Origin of the sequence: Acrocarpospora sp. B8E8 (assembly GCF_039871605.1) — a bacterium.
GTDB classification, from domain to species: Bacteria; Actinomycetota; Actinomycetes; order Streptosporangiales; family Streptosporangiaceae; genus Acrocarpospora; species Acrocarpospora macrocephala.
The window spans coordinates 13129-33357 of the sequence record NZ_JBDPLV010000084.1 but is presented as its reverse complement, the minus strand read 5'-3'; the positions used below and the strand labels follow the sequence as shown (position 1 = coordinate 33357).

Here is a 20229-nt window from a genome sequence, read left to right as displayed (position 1 = left end):
GCCTATGTCCGTACGTATGGGCTTCCCGGCGGCGCGAGCTCCTGCGGTTCGAAGCCGTACGAGCTGGCGAACTGTTCGGGCACCAGCAGCATCTCGACGGAGAGGTTGTCCACGAGACGCAGATAGAAGCCGCCGGAGACCGCCGGCATCCCAGCGGTCGAACGGATGGCGAGACGCTCGGACGCTTCGCGCGCACGCAGGAGTTCGTCGCGGTCCCGGTACCCCATGGCGACGTTCATGAAGCCCTGGTCGCTCAAGGGCGCGTCGGGGTGCGGGGCCTTCGGCTCGGGGATTTCGTACTCCATCACCTCGAGGAGCACGTCGCCGGCCTGGAACACCGCGCAGGTTCGCCGAGCACCCTCGAGTCCCCACAATGCCTCGTGCTCGGGACGGTGCAGGGCGTCGGACGCGATCTCGGCGAACCCGAAGACCTCTCGGATCTGGCGACGCGCGACCTCCAAGTCCGACACCGACACCGCGGCATAGGACACGGCCGGGCCGGGCCGCACGCCAGGAACGGCTGTCTCCTCGGTCTCCTCGATGATCTCGACGATGACGTCCGACCCGGATTCTCGGAAGCAGACCCGCCGCGCCCCATCGACGATCACGGGGTCGGTGAGCGTCGACTCCCCCGCCGCGCTCAGCCGCTCCAGCACCGCGTCGAAGTCGGAGACGGTGATGCCATAGCGCACCCAGCCGAGGTCCGAGGGCCGCCACCCCGCCGGCCGGGGTCGCTGCGGGGGGTTGATGTGGTGGAACAGCTCGATGTGCACGAACTCCTGACGTCCGAGCATCCACCACAGCATGACCGAGGTGTCATCGCCACTGGGCAGCTCCTGCAGGCGGGCGGCGAACTCGCCCCACCGGGGCCTACCGCCCGCGCTCGAGAAGCCGAACACCTCGACCAGCGTGCGAATCGTGCGCGGCATGTTCGCCGTGCACACGGCGACCTGGATGAGACCTGCCATGTTCCAGCCTTCCTAATTCAGAATTCAGAGAACGAGCGCGACGATGCGGGGCCCGTCATGCCGTGCCGAAGTTGACCAGCTCGGTGATCCCGCCGTCGTAGCGGAACTCGGCGCCGGTCAGCGAGCGGTTGGCGGGGTCGGCGAGGTACACGATCGCCCGCGCGATCTCGTCGACGCCGATGAGATGCCCCAACGGCATCCGGGCGGTCAGGAGCTGCCGCGCGGCATCCGGATCCGCGTCGTAACGACCGGTGACGGAGGTGTGCACCGCCCCGGGGTAGACCGCGTTGACCCGAATGCCCTCGGCCACGAGATCGGCGGCCATCGCCCGGGTGAGCGCGGCGACCGCGCCTTTGGACGCGCTGTACACCGCGCGTAGCGGGGTCCCGGCGACGGCGGCGATGGACGCCACATTGACGATCGTGGCCGAGTGCCCCGCCCGCAGGAGTGGAATCGAGTGCCGGCTGACTCGCGCGACGCCGAACACGTTGACGCCGAAGACCTGGAGCCAGTCGTCTTCGGTCGCCGTCTCGACCGACCCTCGCGCCCCGATCCCGGCGTTGTTGACGACGACGTCGAGCTTCCCGTGCGCGTCGCCGAGAGCGGCGAACGCCGCACTCACGGAGGCGTCGTCGGCGACGTCGCACGGAATCCAGCTGATCCCCTCAGTTGGAGGGCCTTCGCGCAGGTCGAGCCCGACGACGGTCATCCCGGCCGCGGCGAACGCCGATGCGGTGGCCAGCCCGATGCCGGAGGCGGCCCCAGTGACGGCGACGATGCGTCCGGCGTCGCTGGAGGGCGGCGCGCTCATCGCGTGCGTCCTAGGTTCATGATCGCCTTCCAATAACTGTTCGTCCATCTCACCAAGCTCCTTTGCTCAGTTCTCGTCCGGCCGATCGCCGGGTCTTCTTCCAAGTGCCTCAGCTGTTCACACGCGAAGGGGAACCGGCAGCCGAATCCCGTTCACAACCTCCGCCCCGCCGTCAGGCCGCCCTCGACGGGAATCAGCGCACCCGTGACGAAGGACGCCTCGTCGGACAGCAGCCATCGCGCCGCATGGCCGATCTCCACCGATTCGCCTGGCCGGCCCAGCAGATGGAGGCTGGCCGCCCGCTCGACATACGCCGCGGACTCCGTCGACCCGAAGACGGCCTCGGCCATCGGCGTGCGTATCGAGCCCGGGAGGATCGCATTCACCCGAATGCCCAGGGGCCCGCCCTCGACCGCGGCGGCACGTGTCAATCCGCACACGGCATGCTTCGAGGCGATGTACTCCGCTCTGTTCGGCAACGCCATCACACCGAGCCCGGAGGAGGTGTTCACGATGGACCCGCCGCTTGCCATCGCCCGCATCTGATGCTTCAGGCAATGGAACGTCCCGAGCACGTTGACGCGCATCACCCGGATGAAATCGTCAGTGGTCAGATCGACGAGCGGTTTCTCGTTCTGTGACACTCCCGCGTTGTTGAACGCGCCGTCCAGCCGCCCGAAACGCTCGACCGTGCTTTCGACGAGCGCGCGCACCTCGTCCTCCTCGGTGAGGTCGGCTTGGACGAAGAACGCCTCGGGCCCGTCAGCGGAGAGCTCCGCGGCGAAGGCGGCGCCGCCCGTTTCGACCACATCCGTCAGGACGACATGCGCCCCGGACTCGGCGAGCAAGCGCGCGGTCGAGCTGCCGATCCCGCCGAGCCCACCGGTGACGATGAACACCTTCGCGTTGGTCGCGTTCACAACGTCTTCTCCTCCGTGGATGCCGGTGACGAGAGCGACTTTGCTGTGCATCTGAGACATGAACTTCTCGCTCGTCGGCCGGCGGCCGCCGTGCGATGGAGCCAGACGATGATGAGGCAGAGCACGGCCACGACGAGGGCCATCGCGATCAGGGTCGTGCGGAACGCCGCGGCGTAGACGTCAGCGTGCCCGACCCCGCCCGCGGCGACCCGGGCAGCCGTGGCCGGGGGGAGTGAGTAGCTGATGAGCGCGGCCATCACCATCCCGTACCCGCCGACGGCGATGGCCGCCGAGCCCGTACGGAGGAAGTTGAGCACGCCGACGGCGGTGCCACTGCTGCGAACGGGAACGGAGGAGATCGCTTCACCGTCGATCAACCCCATGGGGAATCCGTAGCCGAAGCCGACGAGAGCCAGCGGCATGATCAGCCAGGCGAGCGCGACACCTGGGGACAGCAGCAGCAGGCCGAGGTCTCCGATGATCAGGGCTGCGAGCGAGGCGTAGATGATCGTCTCGGGGCGGATCCACCGCACGCGACGCACCAGGTGGGCGGCGAGCAGGGGACCGACGAACACCGGGATCGTCATCGGGAGCATGAAAGTCCCCGCGTCCGCCGCGGTCATACCGAACATCGCCGCCGTCGCCACCGGCAAGTAGGTGAGGATAGTGACGTAGCCCACCGCCGGCGCCAGCGGAACCAAGCAGAAGGCGAGGAATCGGCGATTGCGCAGCAGCGCGAAGTCCATGGCCGTCTGACGCGGCTCGCGCTGCGGGTGGGCGCGCGGAAGGGCCGCACTCACGACAAGGACGACCAGTGCCGCCAAGCCGAGGACCGCGTAGACGCCACGCCATCCGACGCTCGCCACGAGACCTCCCATGATGCTGGGGCCGAGGGCCAGTCCGATCCCCACGGTCGTGCCGAACAACGCGAACGTCCGCGCCCGGGCTGGGCCGCTCGGGTAGGCGTGCGACATCGCGGCCGATCCTCCAGCGATGATCCCCGCACTTCCCACCCCACCGAGGAAGCGGCCAACGTCGAGGACCAGCAACGTCGGCGCCAACCCGCTGACGGTCGACGACGCGAGAACGACTACCAGGCCGATCACGAAGGTGAGCCGGTATCCGAACCGGTCGGCGAACACTCCTGCGGCAATCGTGAAGACCGCGAACGCGAAGTTGAACCCGTTCACCGCCCACTGGAGACCGAGCTGATCGGAGCCGAGGTCCTGAGCGATCGCCGGTAGTGCGATCGCGGTGCCGGCCACGCTCAGGGGTGTGAGGAAGACTGCCACGAGGACGACTGGAGCTACCGGCAACGACCATTTCCTACTCACGGTCTCGGTCGCTGGCACGTGCCATCAAGTCGGCGGCCACCTCGGGGGCGAAAGCGCTTCCCGGGGGCGCCAAGTCCTGTGGACTGAAGCCGTACGCCCCGTCGAGATCCGGAGGCACGAGGAGCAGCTCGACGGAGAGCCGGTCAGAGATCCGCAGGTAGGTCGCACCCGACACAGGCGGCGGGTCAGTGGTGGCGGTAGCGCCAAGGGACTCAGCGGCCGCGAGAGCATCGAGCATCTCCGCACGATCCCGGTGCCCGATAGCGACATTCATGATGCCCTGGTCACTCAGCAGCGCATCCGCCGCCGGCGCCTTCGGTCGTGGCGTCTCATAGTGCATCACCTCGAGCAGCACGTCGCCGGCACGGAAGACGGCACATGCCCGTCGCGCGCCGTCGAGCCCCCACATGGCCTCGTGCTCGGGTCTGTGGATAGCGTCTGACTGAATCTCGGGGAAGCCGAAGACCTCGCCGAAGTATCGCCGCGCACCCTCAAGATCGGATACGGACGCCGCCACATACGCAAGCGCCGGAGCGTGGGACCCAACCGTCTCCTCCATGATCTCGACGATGGCGTCCGCGCCAGGCTCTCGAACGCACACGCGACGACGTCCGTCGACCTCTACCGGACTGGTCATCGTGGTAAGACCCGCACCGGGCAACCGCCGCATCGTGAGGTCGAAGTCAGGAACGGTGACTCCGAAGCGGACCCAGCCGAGATCGGAGGGTCGCCAGCCCGGACGCCTCGGTCGTTGGGCGGGGCTCGTGTGGTGAAACAGCTCGATCTGCACGAACTCCTGCCGCCCGACGAGCCACCACATCATGACGTGTGTGTCGTCTCCGGTCGGGAGTTCGTGGACGCGCGAGGCGTACTCGCCCCAGCGCGGTCGCCCTCCCGCATTGAAGAAGCCGAGCACGTCCACGAACGTCCGGATAGTACGAGGCAGATCAGCGGTGCACAGCGCGACCTGAGCAAGATTGGCCACTTCGGAACTCCCTGGATCCAGTCGAATCGAGTACGTGCCGACGCGAAGACTCGCCGTCACTCCGACTGAATCCACCAATGCAGCACCCGGCGCTTGAACGCGTCCGCGATCCAGAGCATCAGCAAGGCACAGACCGACAGGACGATGATCACGGCAAACGTCATGCTGGTGTCGGCCGCGTTCGTGGCGGCTGTGATCAGCAGACCCATCCCCGACACGCCGGTGAGGATCTCGCCGGTGACCACCGAGACGATCGCGAAACTGACGGCGACGGGAAGGCTGGAGAGCGTCCAGGCCAGCGCGTAGGGGAATCGAACTCGCCACATGAGATCCCACCCGGAGGCACCGAGCAGGCGGACATTGTGCCGCACATGCGCCTCGACGGTTCTGGCGCCCTCATAGGCGTTGAAGAGAGCCACGAAGAAGACCACCATGAAGGCGATCACGACGGAGCTCTGGAGTCCGCTGCCGAAGAGCACGACCACGATGGGGATCAACGCGATCCGCGGCACCGCGTTCAGAGCGACCACGAACGGGCGGAACACCGCCCCCGCGAACTCGAAGCTGCCCAGCAGCAGGCCCATCAGGCCTCCGACGATCATCGCGATCACGAGGCCGATGATCGAGGCGAGAAAGGTCGGCCACAGGTACCCCCAGACCGCGGGTACGCCCTCGCGCCCCAACAGCAGGTTCATCAAGGTCGCGCCGACGCGAGACGGCGAACTGATGAAGTACGGGTCGAGGAGCTTCCACTGCGACAGGCTGCCGATCTGGGGAATGAACTCCCACGCGAGCAGGACGACGACCGCGACCAGTGCCTGTGTCGCGGTGACGACCACTCGTGGCCGGCTGTTCGTTCGGATGCGTCCGGTGCCCGTGGCGCTCTGGTTCGCGACCGGGAATTCCTTGGGGCTCGCAGCCGCCTCGGAGAACGTGTTGGTCGCCATCAGTGGCTCCCCTCGGCGTCGTCCCGAGTCGACTCACTCTCGTGTGACGCGTCGATCTGCAGGTGGAGATCCCGCCAGAGCCGGCTGTAGAGATCAAGGAAGTCGGCGCTCTCGCGGAGCGTCATCATGTCGCGCTCCGGTCCGAAGGGAATCTCGTGCTTGCTGAAGACGAAGGTGGGCCGGGGTCCCATGATGTACACCTGGTCGCACATGCTCGCGGCCTCGGCGAGATCGTGCGTCACCAGGACGGTGGTGATGCCCAGCTCCCTGACGATGTCGAACACGTCCTGATGGATGGCCACCCGGCTCGGCTCATCGATCGCCGAGAAGGGCTCGTCGAGCAGCAGGATCTGCGGAAACGCGGCGACGCTGGTGAGGACTGCCACCCGCCTGCGCATCCCGCCGGAGAGCTGGTACGGGTAGGCCTTCTCGAACCCCTCCAGATGCACCATCGCGATGAGCTCGCGGATCCGTTGATCGATCGCTCGTCGCGACAGCCCTCGGCGACGCTCTGACCCCTTCTTGAAGCTGTAGTGCAACTTGACGTTCTGTTCCACGGTCAGCCACGGCAGCACGGTGTCCTTCTGGAAGACCATGCTGAGGAGATGCCGGCCCGATTCATCCGGGCGTACGAGGACGTCGCCGGCCTGCGCTTCTCGAAGACCCGCGATGAGGCTCAGCACCGTGCTCTTCCCGCACCCGCTCGGACCGACGATGCCGATGCTCTGCCCGCCGGCGATGCTGAGGTCGAGACCGTCGATCGCGTGCAGTCCACTCGGGTAGCGGTACCCCACGTTGCGAAACTCGATGGAGGCGCCGGCGGCGCGCCCGGTTTCACGGTCCGACCGCGGGCGAGTCGAGAACTCCGACAGATGCGTCATCATTCTCCAATCGCCGCTTTGTAGTACGACATGTCGACCGCGCTGGCGTAGTCAAACCTGCTCGAATCGCTGGCGAGGAAGTCCAAGCCGCCCGTCTCGTAGAAGGCCAGGGTTCTAGACCAGACGTCCTCGGAGATGTAGCCCTTGTCCGGGCTGAGCAGCGGCTTGAACTTCTCCACGGCCTCGGCCAACACGTCCACCGAGCCCACCGCTGCCCACTGGGGGTCGTAGGAGATCAGCGTTCGAGCGATGTCCTTCGAGTCAGCCGCCAAGTAGTCGGACAGCGCCGTGTCGTACGCCCTCAGGAAACGCTCCACGGCCGGCTTCTTCGCTTTCAGCCTCTCCGGAATTCCACCGAAGACGTCCTCCACGCCAAGGGCGGGCCACCCGGGCGGAAGACTGGATTTGTCCGTGGGGTCGAGGATGACGCGCAGCTTGCCGCTGTCGATGCCGCTCTGGTAGAAGGACACGTTTCCGGTCGCGCAGTCCGTACGCCCGCCTATGACGTTCGCCGCGATGGCCGGGACCGTGGTGAGTTGCGTGATCTTCCATTCGACGTCGTAGACCTTCTCCAGCTGTCTGGTCCACGCGTACAGCACCGTGCCAGGAGTCGCTGTGGTGACCGACTTGCAGTCGGTGGGCGTCTTGACCGAGTCGCTCGATGTCACGACCCACCCGGAGATGCCCGAATCCGAACCATAGATGGCGGTGACGCGCTTGCCGGAGTTGATGACGCCGAACAGCGCACCTTGTGCGCCCATTGACAGGTCCACCTGACCAGCGACGAGCTGAGCGCTGTGGGCCGCCTCACCGGCCTTGATGGAGAGGTCGAGTCCCGCGTCCTTGAAGTACCCTTTCGCTGCGGCCCAGTACAGGGATGCTTGGGGGACGGTCGCGTTCCGCACGCCAACCACCAGCGACCCGTCCTCCGATGAAGCCGCGCGGTCGGTGCCTTCGCCTGCTCCACAGCCCGCCGCCAGGACGGAGATGACGGCCAGCGCGGCGAGCCGAGCGGTCACGCCCTTGCGCCTCGGCCCCGTGGCCGCCGACGCGGGACTGATTTCAACATCTCGCTGAATCATGTCTTCAGCTCCTCTGCTGTCCCTGTGGGACATCGTGCTAAATCTCTTTGGATCGTTTTCGTCCCCCGACTGCGCGAATCACCGGTTGGCGCTCGACTCCTCGTCGGCCCACCGACGGGCGAGATCGACATAGAACGAGACGAGCTCCGGGCGATCAATGGCGCCGGCGCTCAGCACCTCGCTGGGGTCGGCGCCCTGCAGGATTCGCTTGAGCGGCACCTCCAGCTTCTTGCCGGTCTTGGTGTGCGGAACGGCAGGCACCACGTGGAATTCATCGGGAACGTGGCGCGGCGAGCCCTCGGTACGCAGCTTGTGCCTGATCAGCTCGATGGCCTCGGCGTCGAGGGCACGGCCGTCCTGCGGCACGAGGAACATCGGCATCCGGTAACTCCCGTCCGGGCGTTCGACACCCAGCACGAGCGCCTCCGCGACGCCGGCCGCTCCTTCGACCACCTGGTAGAGATCGGCCGACCCGATCCGCACCCCGTTGCGGTTGAGCGTGGAGTCCGAACGACCGTGGACGACGAACGTGCCACGGCCGGTGTGGGTCGCCCAGTCGCCGTGCCGCCATACGCCGGGAAAGGTCTCGAAGTACGCCTCGCGGTAGCGCTCCCCGTTCACGTCACGCCAGAAGCCCAGCGGCATGGACGGCATGGGGACGGTGACGACGAGCTCGCCGACCGTGTCGCGCACGGGACGACCGGCGTCGTCGAATGCCGCTACCGCGACGCCGAGGAGCGGACCCGGAATCTCGCCGCGGTGAACCGGCAGACCCGGCGCACCGCCCACGAACGAGCTGACCACGTCGGTACCGCCGCTGGTCGAGATCAACGGGACGTCCGGCGACACGGCGTCGGCGACCCAGTCGTACAGCGACTCGGCCACGGGGGCGCCGGTCACCATGATCTGGGTGAGGTGTGCGAGGTTGTGGTCGTCGCCGGGCCGCACGCCGGCGGCGGCGGCTGCCCGCAGCAATCCCGGACTCGTGCCCAGCTGCGTGGCACGCTCCTGCTCGGCGATCTCCCACAGCCGGCCCGCCGTGGGGAAGAGCGGACTTCCCTCGTACGCGACGGTCGTGACACCGGCCAGGAGGGCCGAGACGACGACGTTCCACAGCATCCAATTGGTCGTCGTGTACCAGAACAGGGTGCTGCCCGCGGACAGGTCCTGGTGCAGGCCGAGCATCAGCAAGTGCGTGACGACGACACCGGCATGGCCGTGCACGATGCCCTTGGGGATGCCCGTCGTGCCTGACGAGAACAACACCCACAACGGATGGTCGGGCGCTACCTGCTCGGTGCGAAAGGCGCCGATGCCGGCCGTCGCCACGGCGTCGGACCAGGTGACGAACCGGGTACCGGCAGGCTGGTCCGCGGGCTCGACATCCAGGCCGCCGCGCGTGACCGTCACGACGAGGCGGGGGTCGAGCCGGTCGACCAGCTCGGTGAGGACGTCCCGGCGGTCGCGGAGCACGCCGCCGAACGAGTATGCGGTCGCGCCGACCAGCACGGTGGGCTCGAGCTGTGCGAGCCGGTCGCTCGCGGCCGATGCCCCGTAGTCAGGTGCGCAGCACGCCCACACCGCCCCGACCGCGGCCGTCCCGAGGAAGGCGACGATCGCCTCGTCGGCGTTCGGCAGATAGCCGACCACACGGTCGCCGGGCTCGACACCCGCATCCCGCAGCGTCGCGGCGAAGGCGGCGACACGTGCACCGAGCTCGTCCCAGCGGACCTCGCGGCGCGTGCCGTCCTCGGCGACTACTACTACGGCCGGCGTGTCAAGGTGGCCGGCGTGCCGCAGCACCTGGTCGACATAGTTCAGGCGTGCGCCGGTGAACCAGCGCGCCCCGGGCATGCGGGGCTCCGCCAGGACGGTGTCGTACGGCCGGGACGAGATCACCTCGAAGAAGTCCCACACCTCGCCCCAGAACGTCCCGGGATGGGCGACTGACCAGGCGTGCAGCAGTCCGTAGTCCGACACGTCCACGCCGTGCCGACGTGCGACGCGAGCGGCGAACCGGCCCATGGCGGAGCCGGCTCCGATCGGAGCGTCGGGCCCTGCGACCCCTGGTCGGTCGGAGGCCGCCGTCATGACGAGTGCGATCCGGTCATGAGACCAGCAAGGTCCTCGGGCGCAAGGAACGACGGCGGTGGCGGCGGACCCCACTGATACAGCGACCGGGCGCCCTCCCACACGCCCGGCGTCCACAGGGCGTCGTCGACGATGCAGTCGATGTCGGCGTAGTACTCGGAGAAGTTCCCGGCCGGGTCCTTGAGGTACCAGAAGAAGTTCGAGCCGATGGCGTGCCGGCCGAGTCCCCACACGTGTCGTTCCGGGTCCGCCTCGAGCATCTCCGCGGCGCCACGTCCGACCTCGTCGACATCGTCGACCTGCCATGACGTGTGGTGCAGGAAGGTGACGGGCGCACGCTGCACCAGGAGGTTGTGGTGGTCGGTCGAGCAACGCATGAACGCGGCGAGGTCCTTGACGGTGTCGCTTACTTTGAAGCCGACGCCCTCGGTGAAGAATCGCTGCGTGGCCTCCTGGTCGGCCGACCCGAGAACGACGTGCCCCAGCTTGCGCGGCCTGACTCTGGTCCCGCGTGTGACGGCATCGGCGCGCGCGTTCTCGCGGGCGATCACGCCCGGCGCGTTGTAGGCCGGAGCGGGGGTCGGCCTGGACTCCACGCGTGGGGCGATCTCCACCCGCACCCGTATGTGGGTACCGGGGTCGACTGCCTCCACCGCTGTCGCGGAGCGCACGGTCTCGACCTCCAACCGCGCCATCGCCCGCGCCACGCGGTCGAGGTCGTCCGAGTCGTCGACTCCTACTCCGAGGTCGAGCAACCTGCGGCGGGGAGCGTGGGTAATGGCCAGTTGCTCGCCGCCGTCGACGGTGCTGAACCGTTCGACGTCCGGCGTACCGCCGGTCGCGGTGACCCGCGTCAGGCCGAAGTCCCCGTAGTACGCAGCGGTACTCCGGACGTCCGGCACGCCCATCGTGATCCTAGTGAGCCGGTGCAGCGGCATGAGAGATCCTTTTGTGGTTCGGGAAGCTAGGGGGCGACGCACGTCTGACGCAGGCTGCCGATGCCCTCGATGGTCGTCTCCACCACGTCGCCGGCTTGGAGGAAGACGGCGGGTGTGCGGGCACCGCCGACACCGGCCGGCGTACCGGTGAAGATGACGTCACCCGGCATCAACGGCACGACCGACGACAAGCGCTCTACCAGCGTCGGAACAGGAAAGATCAGGCGGCTGGTCGAGCTCTTCTGCATGGTCTCGCCATTGATCCGGCACTCGATCGTCAGGTTGTCCGGATCGGCGACCTCGTCCGGAGTCACCAGCCAGGGACCCTGGGGGGCGAATCCCGGGAAGGACTTGCCGAGCGAGAACTGCGGGGCCGGCCCCGACAGTTGAAGCGCGCGCTCGGAGTAGTCCTGTCCGACGGTCAGGCCCGCCACGTACGACCACGCGTCGGCCGCCGTCACCCGCTCGGCCCGGCGCCCGATCACTACAACGAGTTCAGCCTCCCAATCGACCGTCGCCGCGGGCAGCTCGAGCCGGCCCACAGGTCCGGCGAAGCTGCCCACCCACTTGGTGAACGCCGGGGGCGAGTCAGGATGCTCCAAGCCCGCCTCATCGGCGTGGTCACGGTAGTTGAGCCCGATCGCGAAGACTTGCCGTGGATCGGTCGAAGGAGGACCGAGCTCCTCGAGCACGACCGGCACACCGTCGGCGGCGAAGTCGATCGAGGAGCCGGTCGCCCAGTCGACGAATTCATCCCACGCGTCGTATACGCCGCGCGGTTCAGGCCCGAAGCGGCCTCCGCTGGCCCGGGCGACGTCGACGATCGACGCAGTGTCGGCTGAGACGAGAACCGTCCTTCCAGATCGCGTTGCAATGCGCACTCGTTTGACCTCCTGGAACGAGGTCGTCACCGCGACGACCGAGACTGTGGCAGCGCTCACACAACCACCTGATATTCGAGGTGTCAAGATTATTTCGAAGATTTGTCGTTTTGGCTCTGCACCCGGTGAGGTTCGCACAACCTTCGGAACTTCGTTAAGATGTCGTCATGCCGCGTGCCCGATCCTCAAACCCCACCCGCTCGGACGTGATCCTCGGCCAGATCCGAGTCGACATCCTCAACGGCCGGCTGGCTCCAGGCTCCAGGCTCGGATTCGCCGATCTCGGCGAGCGGTATGCGGTGAGCGCGGGCGTGCTGCGCGAGGTGCTGACGCGACTCGTCGAGCAGGGACTGGCCGAGTCAGAGGCGCAGTTCGGATTCCGGGTCGTCGACGTCTCGATCGAGCGCCTCGTCCAGCTCACCGATGCCCGCGTCGCCATCGAGACGCTGGTCACGCGGCAGGCGATCGCCGTCGGCGACATCGCGTGGGAAGCCGACGTGGTCGCCAAACACCACGCGCTGGCCCGCATCGGCGACTCCATGTTCAGCGAAGGGATCACCGAGGAATGGCTGACCGCCCACGAGGCGTTCCACGCCGCCATCCTTTCGGGCTGCAAGAACGCGTACCTCATCGAGATCGCGGTTCGGCTTCGCTCGATCTCCGAGGTATATCGGTGCTGGTCGCGGCCCGAGCACACCCGCACGCACCGCGATGTGGCCAGCGAGCACCGCGAGATCATGGCGGCGGCGATCGGCCGGGACGCGGACCGCGCCGTGGAACTGACGGAAGCTCACATCCGGCTCACGACTGAGTTGCTGATCTCTGGCCGCACCGCCGAACTTTCCTCGCCCTGACTCACCGAGCGTCAGCCGGTGTGCCGGGCCCGTACGACGGCGCGGACCACGATCAAGGCGATGGCCATGACGAGGATGTAGAGCGGGAGGCCGAGGGCGACCTGGCGGGCGACTTCGGCCACGACGCTGACCGGTTCGGCCCGAGGTAGGGGAGCGCGGCCGTCGCCCCACCAGGTGGTGACCTGGGTGGCGACCCAGGTGCCGCGGCCGACGAGGGCGTCGTGCAGGAACGGGCCGGGGGCGGTGACCAGGGCGAAGGCGGCGCCGCCCGCGATGACGTAGAGGGTCTGGCGGAGTTGGTCGTCTTTGGCGTGGGCTGAGATCCATCCGGCGAGGGGGAGGATGAGGGCGATGGCGGGGAGGAGGCCGATGAAGCCGGCCGAGGAGTCGAGGAGCCAGTGTTGCCAGTGGCTGATGGCGGGGCCGCCTTCGCCGAGGTAGATGGCGTGGTACCAGAACATCACCGCGCCGCCGCCGTACGCGAGGAAGAGGGCCGAGATGAGGAGGGCGGCCCAGGCCATCCGGCGGGAGTAGAAGTCGCGCACGATCCCGAGCACGAATCGAGGGCTGAGGAGCGCGCGCAGCCCGGAAGCCCCGTCAATGATGGCCGAATCTCCGGCAGGGCCTCCGTCCGCTGAGCCGGAAGTCCCCGGCTCAGCCGCCTGGGGAGAAGGCTCGGGTTGATCCGCCCGCGGAGAAGGGTGGTCCGCTGGGTCGAACACCGTCCACGCGGTTGCGTGGGGGACGCGAGATGGCATCGTCGGCCTCCGTGTCAATCGCTGTCAATGCCCGCGAAAACCATAAGTTGGCGTCGATCGCCCGCGCGGGAGGGAAAACTTTCCCGACTCGAATTACATTCGGAAACCTACGTTGACCTGGCGTGATGCATATATGACCCACGACGGATAAATGTATATTTCAACTATGACAGAAACTCCCTGAAGGGAATTGACGTGAATCATTCAATAAGGGTTCTGATGAGCTATTGAATGGTTCATTCGTGACGGGATTGCTGTTCCCAGGGGCACCGTTGGCAACTCTCGCTCTGCTGTGGCCCACGGGCAGGTCGTAGCGTCGGAGCCGTGGATCTGCTCATACGTGACGCCGCCCTGCGCGGACGGCCCGGCCGTTGGATGATCGCCGCCGAAGGGGGCAGGCTGGCGGCCGTACAGCCGGAGGGCCGGGACGCCCCGGCGGCGGGGACGGTCATCGACGCGGGCGGGAACCTGGTCACCGAGTCGTTCGCCGACGGGCATCTGCATCTGTGCAAGGTGCACACGCTCGACGTGGCGGGGTCGTCGGCGCTGGAGGCGTACACCGGCGGCTCGATGGGCGCGGCGATGGGGGCGATCGAGCAGGCCGCGGCGGTCAAGGCGGGCCAGTCGGTGGAGGCGGTCACCGGCCGGGCCAGGGCCGCGCTGGTGGAGTCGGTACGGCACGGCGTGCGGCGCGTGCAGGCCTTCGCCGACGTGGACCCGGTGGCGGAGCTGACCGGAGTGCGCGCCCTGCTCGACCTGAAGGCCGAGTTCCGCGACCGGGTCGACGTGCGGGTGGTGGCGTTCCCGCAGGACGGGGTGGTGCGCTCGCCGGGGACGGCGGAGCTCGTCGAGGAGGCGGTCCGGCTCGGCGCGGACGTGGTCGGCGGGATTCCGTGGATCGAGTGGACCGACGACGACGCGCGGGAGCACGTGCGCACGATGGTCGAGCTGGCGCACCGGTATCGGCGCAGGGTCGCCATGCTGGTGGACGACGCGGGGGACGCGTCGCTGCGGACCACCGAGATGCTGGCGAGCGCGCTGCTAGCACACGGCATGATCGGCCAGGGCAGCGCCCAGCACGCCCGCGCGATGGCCCTCTACCCCGAGCCCTACCTGCGGCGGCTGATCGGCCTGTGCCGGGCGGCGGGACTGGGCTTCGTCAGCGATCCGCACACCGGCCCGCTCCACCTGCCGGTCTTCACGCTGCGCGAGGCGGGCGTCCCCGTCGCGCTCGGACAGGACGACATCGAGGACGCCTACTACCCGTTCGGCCGGCACAACCTGCTGGAGGTCGCCTTCCTGGCCGCCCACCTGCTGGACGCCCGCACCGACGCCCGGCTGGACGAGCTCTACGACATGATCACCGTCACGGCGGCCCAGGTGCTGGGCGGTCCCGTCCCCCGGATCGAGCCGGGCCACGACGCCGACCTGGTGATCCTGACCGGCCGCACCGTACGCCAGGCGCTGGCCGCGCACACCCCGCCCAGCCATGTGATCGTTTCCGGCCGGGTGGTCGCGACCACGTGGTCGCACACGTCTTTCGAGTGAGTACGGGGTTACTCATGCGCGCCGGATATTTCCGGAGCACTGTGTATGTCGGGAAATAAACCGATATCGCGTGAGGAGCACCCATGCCATCCGGCGACATCTTCGACCCGGCCGCGATGGCGGTGGCCGCGGCCGCCGCACCCGTGCCGGAGGCAGCTCCGGAACCCACTCCCGTCTGGACCCTCATCCAGGGCCTGACGTTGCGCGAGTTCCTCAGCGACGCGGGCGAGCTGACCCTGGACGAGCGGCGCGTCATCGTCGAGCAGTCCCTGCTGGTGCTGGAGCAGAACTACGCCCACCTGCCGCTGAAGATCGCCATGCACGGCGTCAACCCGCTGCAGCGCCTCAAGCTGCTCCGGGCCAAGCTCGACCGCCCCGGCACCCCCGACCCGGAACTCGCCTTCCACGCCGAGATGTTGTCGATCTTCCACTCGGTCCGCGACCTGCACACGCTCTACCTGCTGCCCGAGCCCTTCAACAACACCGCGGCGGCCCTCCCGTTCGTCATCGAGGAAGCCGCCGACGGTACGGGCGGCACCCAGTACCTGGTCTCGTCAGTGGACTCCCCCACCCTGGTCCCCGCCGAATTCGTGCCCGGCGTGGTCGTCACCCACTGGAACGGGATCCCGATCGCCCGCGCGGTCGAGCTCAACGGCTCCCGCTACACCGGCGGCAACCCGGCCGCCCGCCACCGGCGCGCCCTGGCCACCCTCACCAGCCGCTCCCTGGTCGTGCACCTGCCCCCGGACGAGGAGTGGGTCGACATCCACTACATCGACCTGGACGGCAAACCCCAGCAGTTCAGCATGGAGTGGCTGGTCCTCCGCCGGATCGTCCCGCCGACACCGCCGTCCGGATCGCTCCCGCAGGGCTTCGACCTGGAAGGCCAGGAGGTCGCCTCGATCCGGGCGTTCCTCAACCCGCCCGCCAAAGCCGCCGAAGCCTCCCCCTCCGCCTACCAGGCGACCGGGAAGTTCCTCTGGCGCGAGGTCGCCACCAGCACCGGCACCTACGGCCACATCCGGATCACCGGCTTCCAGCTGGGCGAGTTCGCCACCGACGCGGCCTTCCAGCAGGTGTTCCTGAAGTTCCTCAACGACTTCGTGGCCATCGCCACCCACCTGCCGGAAGCCGGTCTGATCATCGACATCAGGAACAACCCCGGCGGCGTCATCGCGGCGGGCGAGACCCTGCTGCAGTTCCTCACCCCGAAGAAGATCCAGCCCGAGTCCGCTCAGATGCTCTGCAGCCCGCTCAACCTTCGCTTAGCCCGCGAATCGCCCAGAAACTACGGCCAATGGGCGGCGTCGCTGGAGCAGTCGGTGGAGACGGGCGCGGTCTACTCCGACGCCTTCACGCTGACCGCGCCCACGCTGGCCAACGCGTTCGGCCAGTTCTACCACGGCCCGGTCGTGCTGATCACCGACGCCCGCTGCTACTCCACCGCCGACATCTTCGCCGCCGGATTCGCCGACCACGAGATCGGCGAGATCATCGGCACCGACGGCAACACCGGCGCGGGCGGCGGCAACGTGGTCGACCACACCGACCTGCGCAAGGCCCTGCGGGAGCCCTATGAGAACCTGCCTCGGGGCGCCGGTATGACCCTCGCCATCCGCCGCATGCTCCGGGTGGGCGGCTCCGCCGGGGTCCCCCTGGAGGATCTCGGCGTCCTCCCCTCGGTACGGCACCAGCTCACCGCCGCCGACGTCCTGCACGGCAACCAGGACCTGATGGAACGGGCCGGGAGCATCCTGCACGGCAAACCCGTGCGACGCCTCCGGCTCACCGCCGTCCCCGGCGACGCCAGCCTCACCGTCACCCTGGACACGCTCGGCCTCGACCGCGCCGACCTGTACGTGGACGGCCGGCCGCGCGGCTCCTACGACATCGCGGCGGGAGAATCCACGGTGGTCGTCCCCGACATGGTAACCGCGACCGAGATCCGCGCCGAGGGCTTCCTCGGCAAGGACCTGGTCGCGGTCGCTCGCACGTTCCTTGATTAGGCGGCCCGCGCCATCTTCCTGCTCACCCGGGGAATGCGGCGGACGCGCTTGTCCAGCCAGGTCGGCCCGCTGGAGGTCACCGTGACCGGCACGCCGAGCTCGTCGGCCACGAAGGCGGGCCACGGCCCGGGCACCGGTTCCAGGATCGGGCGGGCGCCGGCCAGCCGCCTGGCCAGGTCGGCCTGGTGCGGGAGGTCGCCGGGCGTGAGCCGTACCGGCTGGTCGTAGGCGCGGCAGACGCGCAGTTCAGGGTGTTCGTCGGCGACGTCCAGGTGGGTGAGGGCGAGCTCGTCCACGCCTCCGCACACCTGGACGGCATACCGCGCGGCCACCAGGTCCAGGTGGCCGACCCGGAACGCGCCCTGCCACTCGCCGGTGTCGTTGTGCCGTTCCGGCAGCGAGAGCTTGGCGTCCTCGGTGACGAAGGGTCCGGGGCCGTGCCGCGTCCCGTAGGTGCGCAGCACGCCGAGCCGCCGCACGTCCCCGGCCCCCGCCCCCGCCTCGTCCAGCAGCGTGAAGGCGTTCATGAACGTCGTCGTGGACCAGGTCGTGTACGGATGGAAGCCGTACACCTCATCGAGCAGCACGCCCTGCGCGCCCTCGAACAGCAGCGGCCCGCCCGAGGGCAGCCGCCCGGTGCGCACCCGGAGGGCGAACGCGCCGAACGCGTCGGCGACGTCGTCCACCGCGGGCAGCGGCACCGGGCCGACCTCGTCGATCACCCACTCGCGCAGCCGGCGCAGCAGCAGCCGGAGCGAGCGCGGGCTGCCGCAGTCGGCCACCCGGGGGGCGGCGGCGGGATGGGAAACCGCGTAGGAGGCCGTCTCGCCGACTCCCATCCCGCACGATCCGTGCCTGCCACGCCCCCGGGCCCGCTCCCGCGCGCGGTTGGCCGCCTTGTGGTACGGCGTGGTGACGAGCGCGTCGGGCGCGACGGTGAGCAGCTCGAACGGGTCGCCCGTGCCGAGCCAGCGCAGGTGCGCGTGCTCGGCGATCAGCGCCAGCGGGTCGACCATCATGAAGCGCGACAGGAACGTCGGGACGCCCCAGAACGTCCCGGCGCCGAACTGCGCGAACGTGTGGTGCCGCCCGTCGGGCGTGATCACGTTGTGGCCGGCCTGCGCGCCGCCGTTGTAGCGGACGACCGCGTGCGGGGCGTCCTTCGTGCGCGAGCAGAGCCAGTCCACGATGGTGCCCTTGCCGCTGTCGCCGTACCCCAGATCGGCGATGATGACGTGCTCGTCCATCTCTCCCCCGTTACCGTGCCCGTTGGGACATGACGCGGTCGACCACGGTGAGAGCGATCGTCTGGCAGATCTGCGAGACGTCGCCGATCTCGATCACCCGGTCGCCGAGCAGGTTGTGCCAGAAACCCGTGACGTGCTGGTTGCGTCCGTGTGAGGTGCCGCCGGGGATGACGAAGTTGATGTCCCAGGAGACCTGCGCCTGCCTGAGAATCTCCTCAAGCCGGACGTCCTGCGGCTGACCGTGGCCGAACAGGCTGGCCACCTCGTAGCCCTTGACCATCGGATAGGCGGTCTCGTCGCCGATCACGAAGGCGATGCCGCGCACCCCGCGCTTGGTGAAGCAGTCCAGCTCGGTGTGCCTGGCCAGGAAGTAGAAGGCCAGCTCGTAGGACTCCTGCATGCTGCCGCCGCCCCCGCCCTCCAGCAGGATCCGGCGCAGGTCCTCGTCCATCCGGTTGTCGGACTCGAACTGGCCGACCTGCAGCGGCGCCTGGTCGCAGGTGGCGTCGCCGATCGCGCCGAACAGGATCTGCGCGTGCGGCAGGTGCTCGGTGATGGCGGTGAGCAGGTTGGGCAGCCGGGCCTGCAGCTCCCGCGGGACCAGCTGCATCGAGCCGGTCACGTCGAAGAGCACCGCGATGGCCACGGACTCCGGGTGCTCGGCCGAATCACGGGATTCGCGGACGCCGAGCCCGATCGGATCCAGGGCCTGGTGGACCCGCCACTGCAGGCGGCTGAGCCGCCGCATCGCATCGCTGTGCCCGAAGGCGCTCAGCCCTCGTTCCTCCCGATACCGCTGCGCGGCGTCGTAGGCATCGACGGACCATCTTCCGTCCCCCATTGAGGTGCTCCTTTTTCATGGCCGCGCCTCCGGCACGGCGGGCTTGGCCGCTTTCAGCCTGCGTCTTCCCTCGTCACTCCGGCCGCTTCGCGACCTCCGTTCCTCAGTCCAGACACAGGCGCGGCCAAGCCTTCCGGTGGCTTCGTTCAGCGGATTTCGTCTTCACGCGATGGCCGCAGCAGGGCGGGGTGCAGGTACTTGGCGTCGCCCTTGCGGTAGAGCCGGGCGCGAGGGCCCCCCCGAGGCCCCCCGCGTTCCGTGGTCAGTCCGGTGCTCTCCACGAAGCCCGGGACCGACAGCACCTTCCGGTGGAAGTTGCCGGGGTGCAGCTGCTCCTCCCAGACGGCGTCGTAGACGGCGCGCAGTTCGGAGATGGTGAACTCCTCGCCGACGAACGAGGTCGCCAGCGGCGTGTACTCCAGCTTCGAACGGGCCCGCTCCAGGCCGTCGTCGAGGATCTTCGCGTGGTCGAAGGCCAGCTCCCGAGTGGCAGTCAAGGGAGTCCACACCGCGGCGTCCGCGTCTGATCCGGCCTTCGGATCGGGCAGCCAGGGGGCGAAGGCGAGGTAGGCGACGGTGACGACGCGCATCCGCGGGTCACGTCCCGGCTTGCCGTAGGTGCCGAGCTGCTCCAGGTGGACCCGGTCCAGATCGGCCGGGGACAGACTGGTCTCCTCGGCGAGCTCACGTGCCGCGGCCTCCTCCAGGTCGTCCTCGCGGACGAAGCCGCCGGGCAGCGCCCACGCCCCGCGGAACGGCGGTTCGCCGCGCCGCACGAGCAGGACGTGTAGCCGCCCGTCCCGGATGGTCAGCGCCACGATGTCGGCCGTGACGGCCATCGGGTCGAAGGCCCGCGGGTTGTATGCCGCGAGGAAATCCGATTCGTCCATCCGCCCGTCTTTCTCAAGTCGAGTAGTTCTCGGAATGAGAATAACGCGGGAACCCCTACCACACAAGATGCGCTGAACGTTTCACCGCCCCCGGCGAAGCGGCGCACGTCACAAGGGGGCCACCCCGTCATGTTGGCGAAACACCCTGTACGCCCCCCCGAAACCAACGGACATTGGGAGCGCTCCCAATGAGGGGGTTGGGCGCGCTTGGAGCCGTACACCCGCAAAACCGGGACGGCGTGGACCC

General features: G+C 68.5%; 18 protein-coding genes. 3 read left to right on the top strand and 15 right to left on the bottom strand.

The window, feature by feature from the left end; translation table 11 throughout:
* Positions 1–2: 2 nt before the first annotated feature.
* The 11 genes from ABGB08_RS46655 to ABGB08_RS46605 form a co-directional block, all read right to left on the bottom strand.
* Positions 3–968, bottom strand: a complete 966-nt coding sequence (locus tag ABGB08_RS46655; protein WP_347604369.1) for a hypothetical protein — start codon at positions 966–968, stop codon at positions 3–5.
* A 55-nt stretch (positions 969–1023) separates the two neighbouring features.
* Entirely contained in the window at positions 1024–1779 is a 756-nt protein-coding gene (locus ABGB08_RS46650; RefSeq protein WP_347604367.1) for an SDR family oxidoreductase, read from the bottom strand.
* A 152-nt stretch (positions 1780–1931) separates the two neighbouring features.
* Positions 1932–2699, bottom strand: a complete 768-nt coding sequence (locus ABGB08_RS46645) for an SDR family NAD(P)-dependent oxidoreductase (protein WP_347604365.1) — start codon at positions 2697–2699, stop codon at positions 1932–1934.
* On the bottom strand, positions 2696–3991 hold the full coding sequence (locus ABGB08_RS46640) for an MFS transporter (protein WP_347604363.1): 1296 nt from the start codon (positions 3989–3991) through the stop codon (positions 2696–2698). The genes ABGB08_RS46645 and ABGB08_RS46640 overlap by 4 nt, the downstream gene beginning before the upstream one ends.
* Before the next feature lie 34 nt (positions 3992–4025).
* Complete coding sequence (locus tag ABGB08_RS46635) at positions 4026–5018, bottom strand: VOC family protein (RefSeq protein WP_347604361.1); 993 nt, start codon at positions 5016–5018, stop codon at positions 4026–4028.
* Between the two features lie 56 nt (positions 5019–5074).
* The gene (locus ABGB08_RS46630; RefSeq protein WP_347604359.1) at positions 5075–5965 is read right to left on the bottom strand and encodes an ABC transporter permease subunit; all 891 of its coding nucleotides are present in this window, start codon (positions 5963–5965) and stop codon (positions 5075–5077) included.
* Positions 5965–6849 (bottom strand): ATP-binding cassette domain-containing protein, encoded by an 885-nt coding sequence (locus tag ABGB08_RS46625; protein ID WP_347604357.1) that lies wholly within the window; start codon positions 6847–6849, stop codon positions 5965–5967. The genes ABGB08_RS46630 and ABGB08_RS46625 overlap by 1 nt, the downstream gene beginning before the upstream one ends.
* The gene (locus tag ABGB08_RS46620) at positions 6846–7928 is read right to left on the bottom strand and encodes an ABC transporter substrate-binding protein (RefSeq protein WP_347604355.1); all 1083 of its coding nucleotides are present in this window, start codon (positions 7926–7928) and stop codon (positions 6846–6848) included. Before ABGB08_RS46620 ends, ABGB08_RS46625 begins: the two co-directional genes overlap by 4 nt.
* A gap of 78 nt (positions 7929–8006) precedes the next feature.
* Complete coding sequence (locus ABGB08_RS46615) at positions 8007–10019, bottom strand: acetoacetate--CoA ligase (RefSeq protein WP_347604353.1); 2013 nt, start codon at positions 10017–10019, stop codon at positions 8007–8009.
* Positions 10016–10957 (bottom strand): VOC family protein, encoded by a 942-nt coding sequence (locus ABGB08_RS46610; RefSeq protein WP_347604351.1) that lies wholly within the window; start codon positions 10955–10957, stop codon positions 10016–10018. Before ABGB08_RS46610 ends, ABGB08_RS46615 begins: the two co-directional genes overlap by 4 nt.
* Before the next feature lie 26 nt (positions 10958–10983).
* Complete coding sequence (locus ABGB08_RS46605; RefSeq protein ID WP_246267987.1) at positions 10984–11898, bottom strand: fumarylacetoacetate hydrolase family protein; 915 nt, start codon at positions 11896–11898, stop codon at positions 10984–10986.
* A gap of 107 nt (positions 11899–12005) precedes the next feature.
* Here ABGB08_RS46605 and ABGB08_RS46600 point away from each other — a divergent pair, with 107 nt between their 5' ends.
* Positions 12006–12692: an FCD domain-containing protein gene (locus ABGB08_RS46600; protein ID WP_347604349.1), complete on the top strand. Its 687-nt coding sequence runs from the start codon at positions 12006–12008 to the stop codon at positions 12690–12692.
* A gap of 11 nt (positions 12693–12703) precedes the next feature.
* On the opposite strand, the gene ABGB08_RS46595 is transcribed toward ABGB08_RS46600, so the two are convergent.
* Entirely contained in the window at positions 12704–13249 is a 546-nt protein-coding gene (locus tag ABGB08_RS46595) for a hypothetical protein (RefSeq protein WP_347604347.1), read from the bottom strand.
* A 525-nt stretch (positions 13250–13774) separates the two neighbouring features.
* Here ABGB08_RS46595 and ABGB08_RS46590 point away from each other — a divergent pair.
* Positions 13775–14998: an amidohydrolase family protein gene (locus ABGB08_RS46590; RefSeq protein WP_347604345.1), complete on the top strand. Its 1224-nt coding sequence runs from the start codon at positions 13775–13777 to the stop codon at positions 14996–14998.
* 83 nt (positions 14999–15081) lie between these two features.
* On the top strand, positions 15082–17004 hold the full coding sequence (locus tag ABGB08_RS46585; RefSeq protein ID WP_347604343.1) for a S41 family peptidase: 1923 nt from the start codon (positions 15082–15084) through the stop codon (positions 17002–17004).
* Here the strand turns inward: ABGB08_RS46585 and ABGB08_RS46580 are convergent.
* The 3 genes from ABGB08_RS46580 to ABGB08_RS46570 form a co-directional block, all read right to left on the bottom strand.
* A complete protein-coding gene (locus tag ABGB08_RS46580) occupies positions 17001–18251 on the bottom strand; it encodes an adenylosuccinate synthetase (protein ID WP_347604341.1) in 1251 nt (416 codons plus the stop codon). The two genes, ABGB08_RS46585 and ABGB08_RS46580, sit on opposite strands and share 4 nt — an antisense overlap.
* A gap of 10 nt (positions 18252–18261) precedes the next feature.
* Positions 18262–19092 carry a hypothetical protein gene (locus ABGB08_RS46575; RefSeq protein WP_347604339.1) on the bottom strand — a complete coding sequence of 277 codons (831 nt, stop codon included), beginning with the start codon at positions 19090–19092 and terminating at the stop codon, positions 18262–18264.
* Positions 19093–19238: 146 nt separating this feature from the next.
* Positions 19239–19982: an NUDIX domain-containing protein gene (locus ABGB08_RS46570; RefSeq protein ID WP_155352265.1), complete on the bottom strand. Its 744-nt coding sequence runs from the start codon at positions 19980–19982 to the stop codon at positions 19239–19241.
* Positions 19983–20229 lie beyond the last annotated feature (247 nt).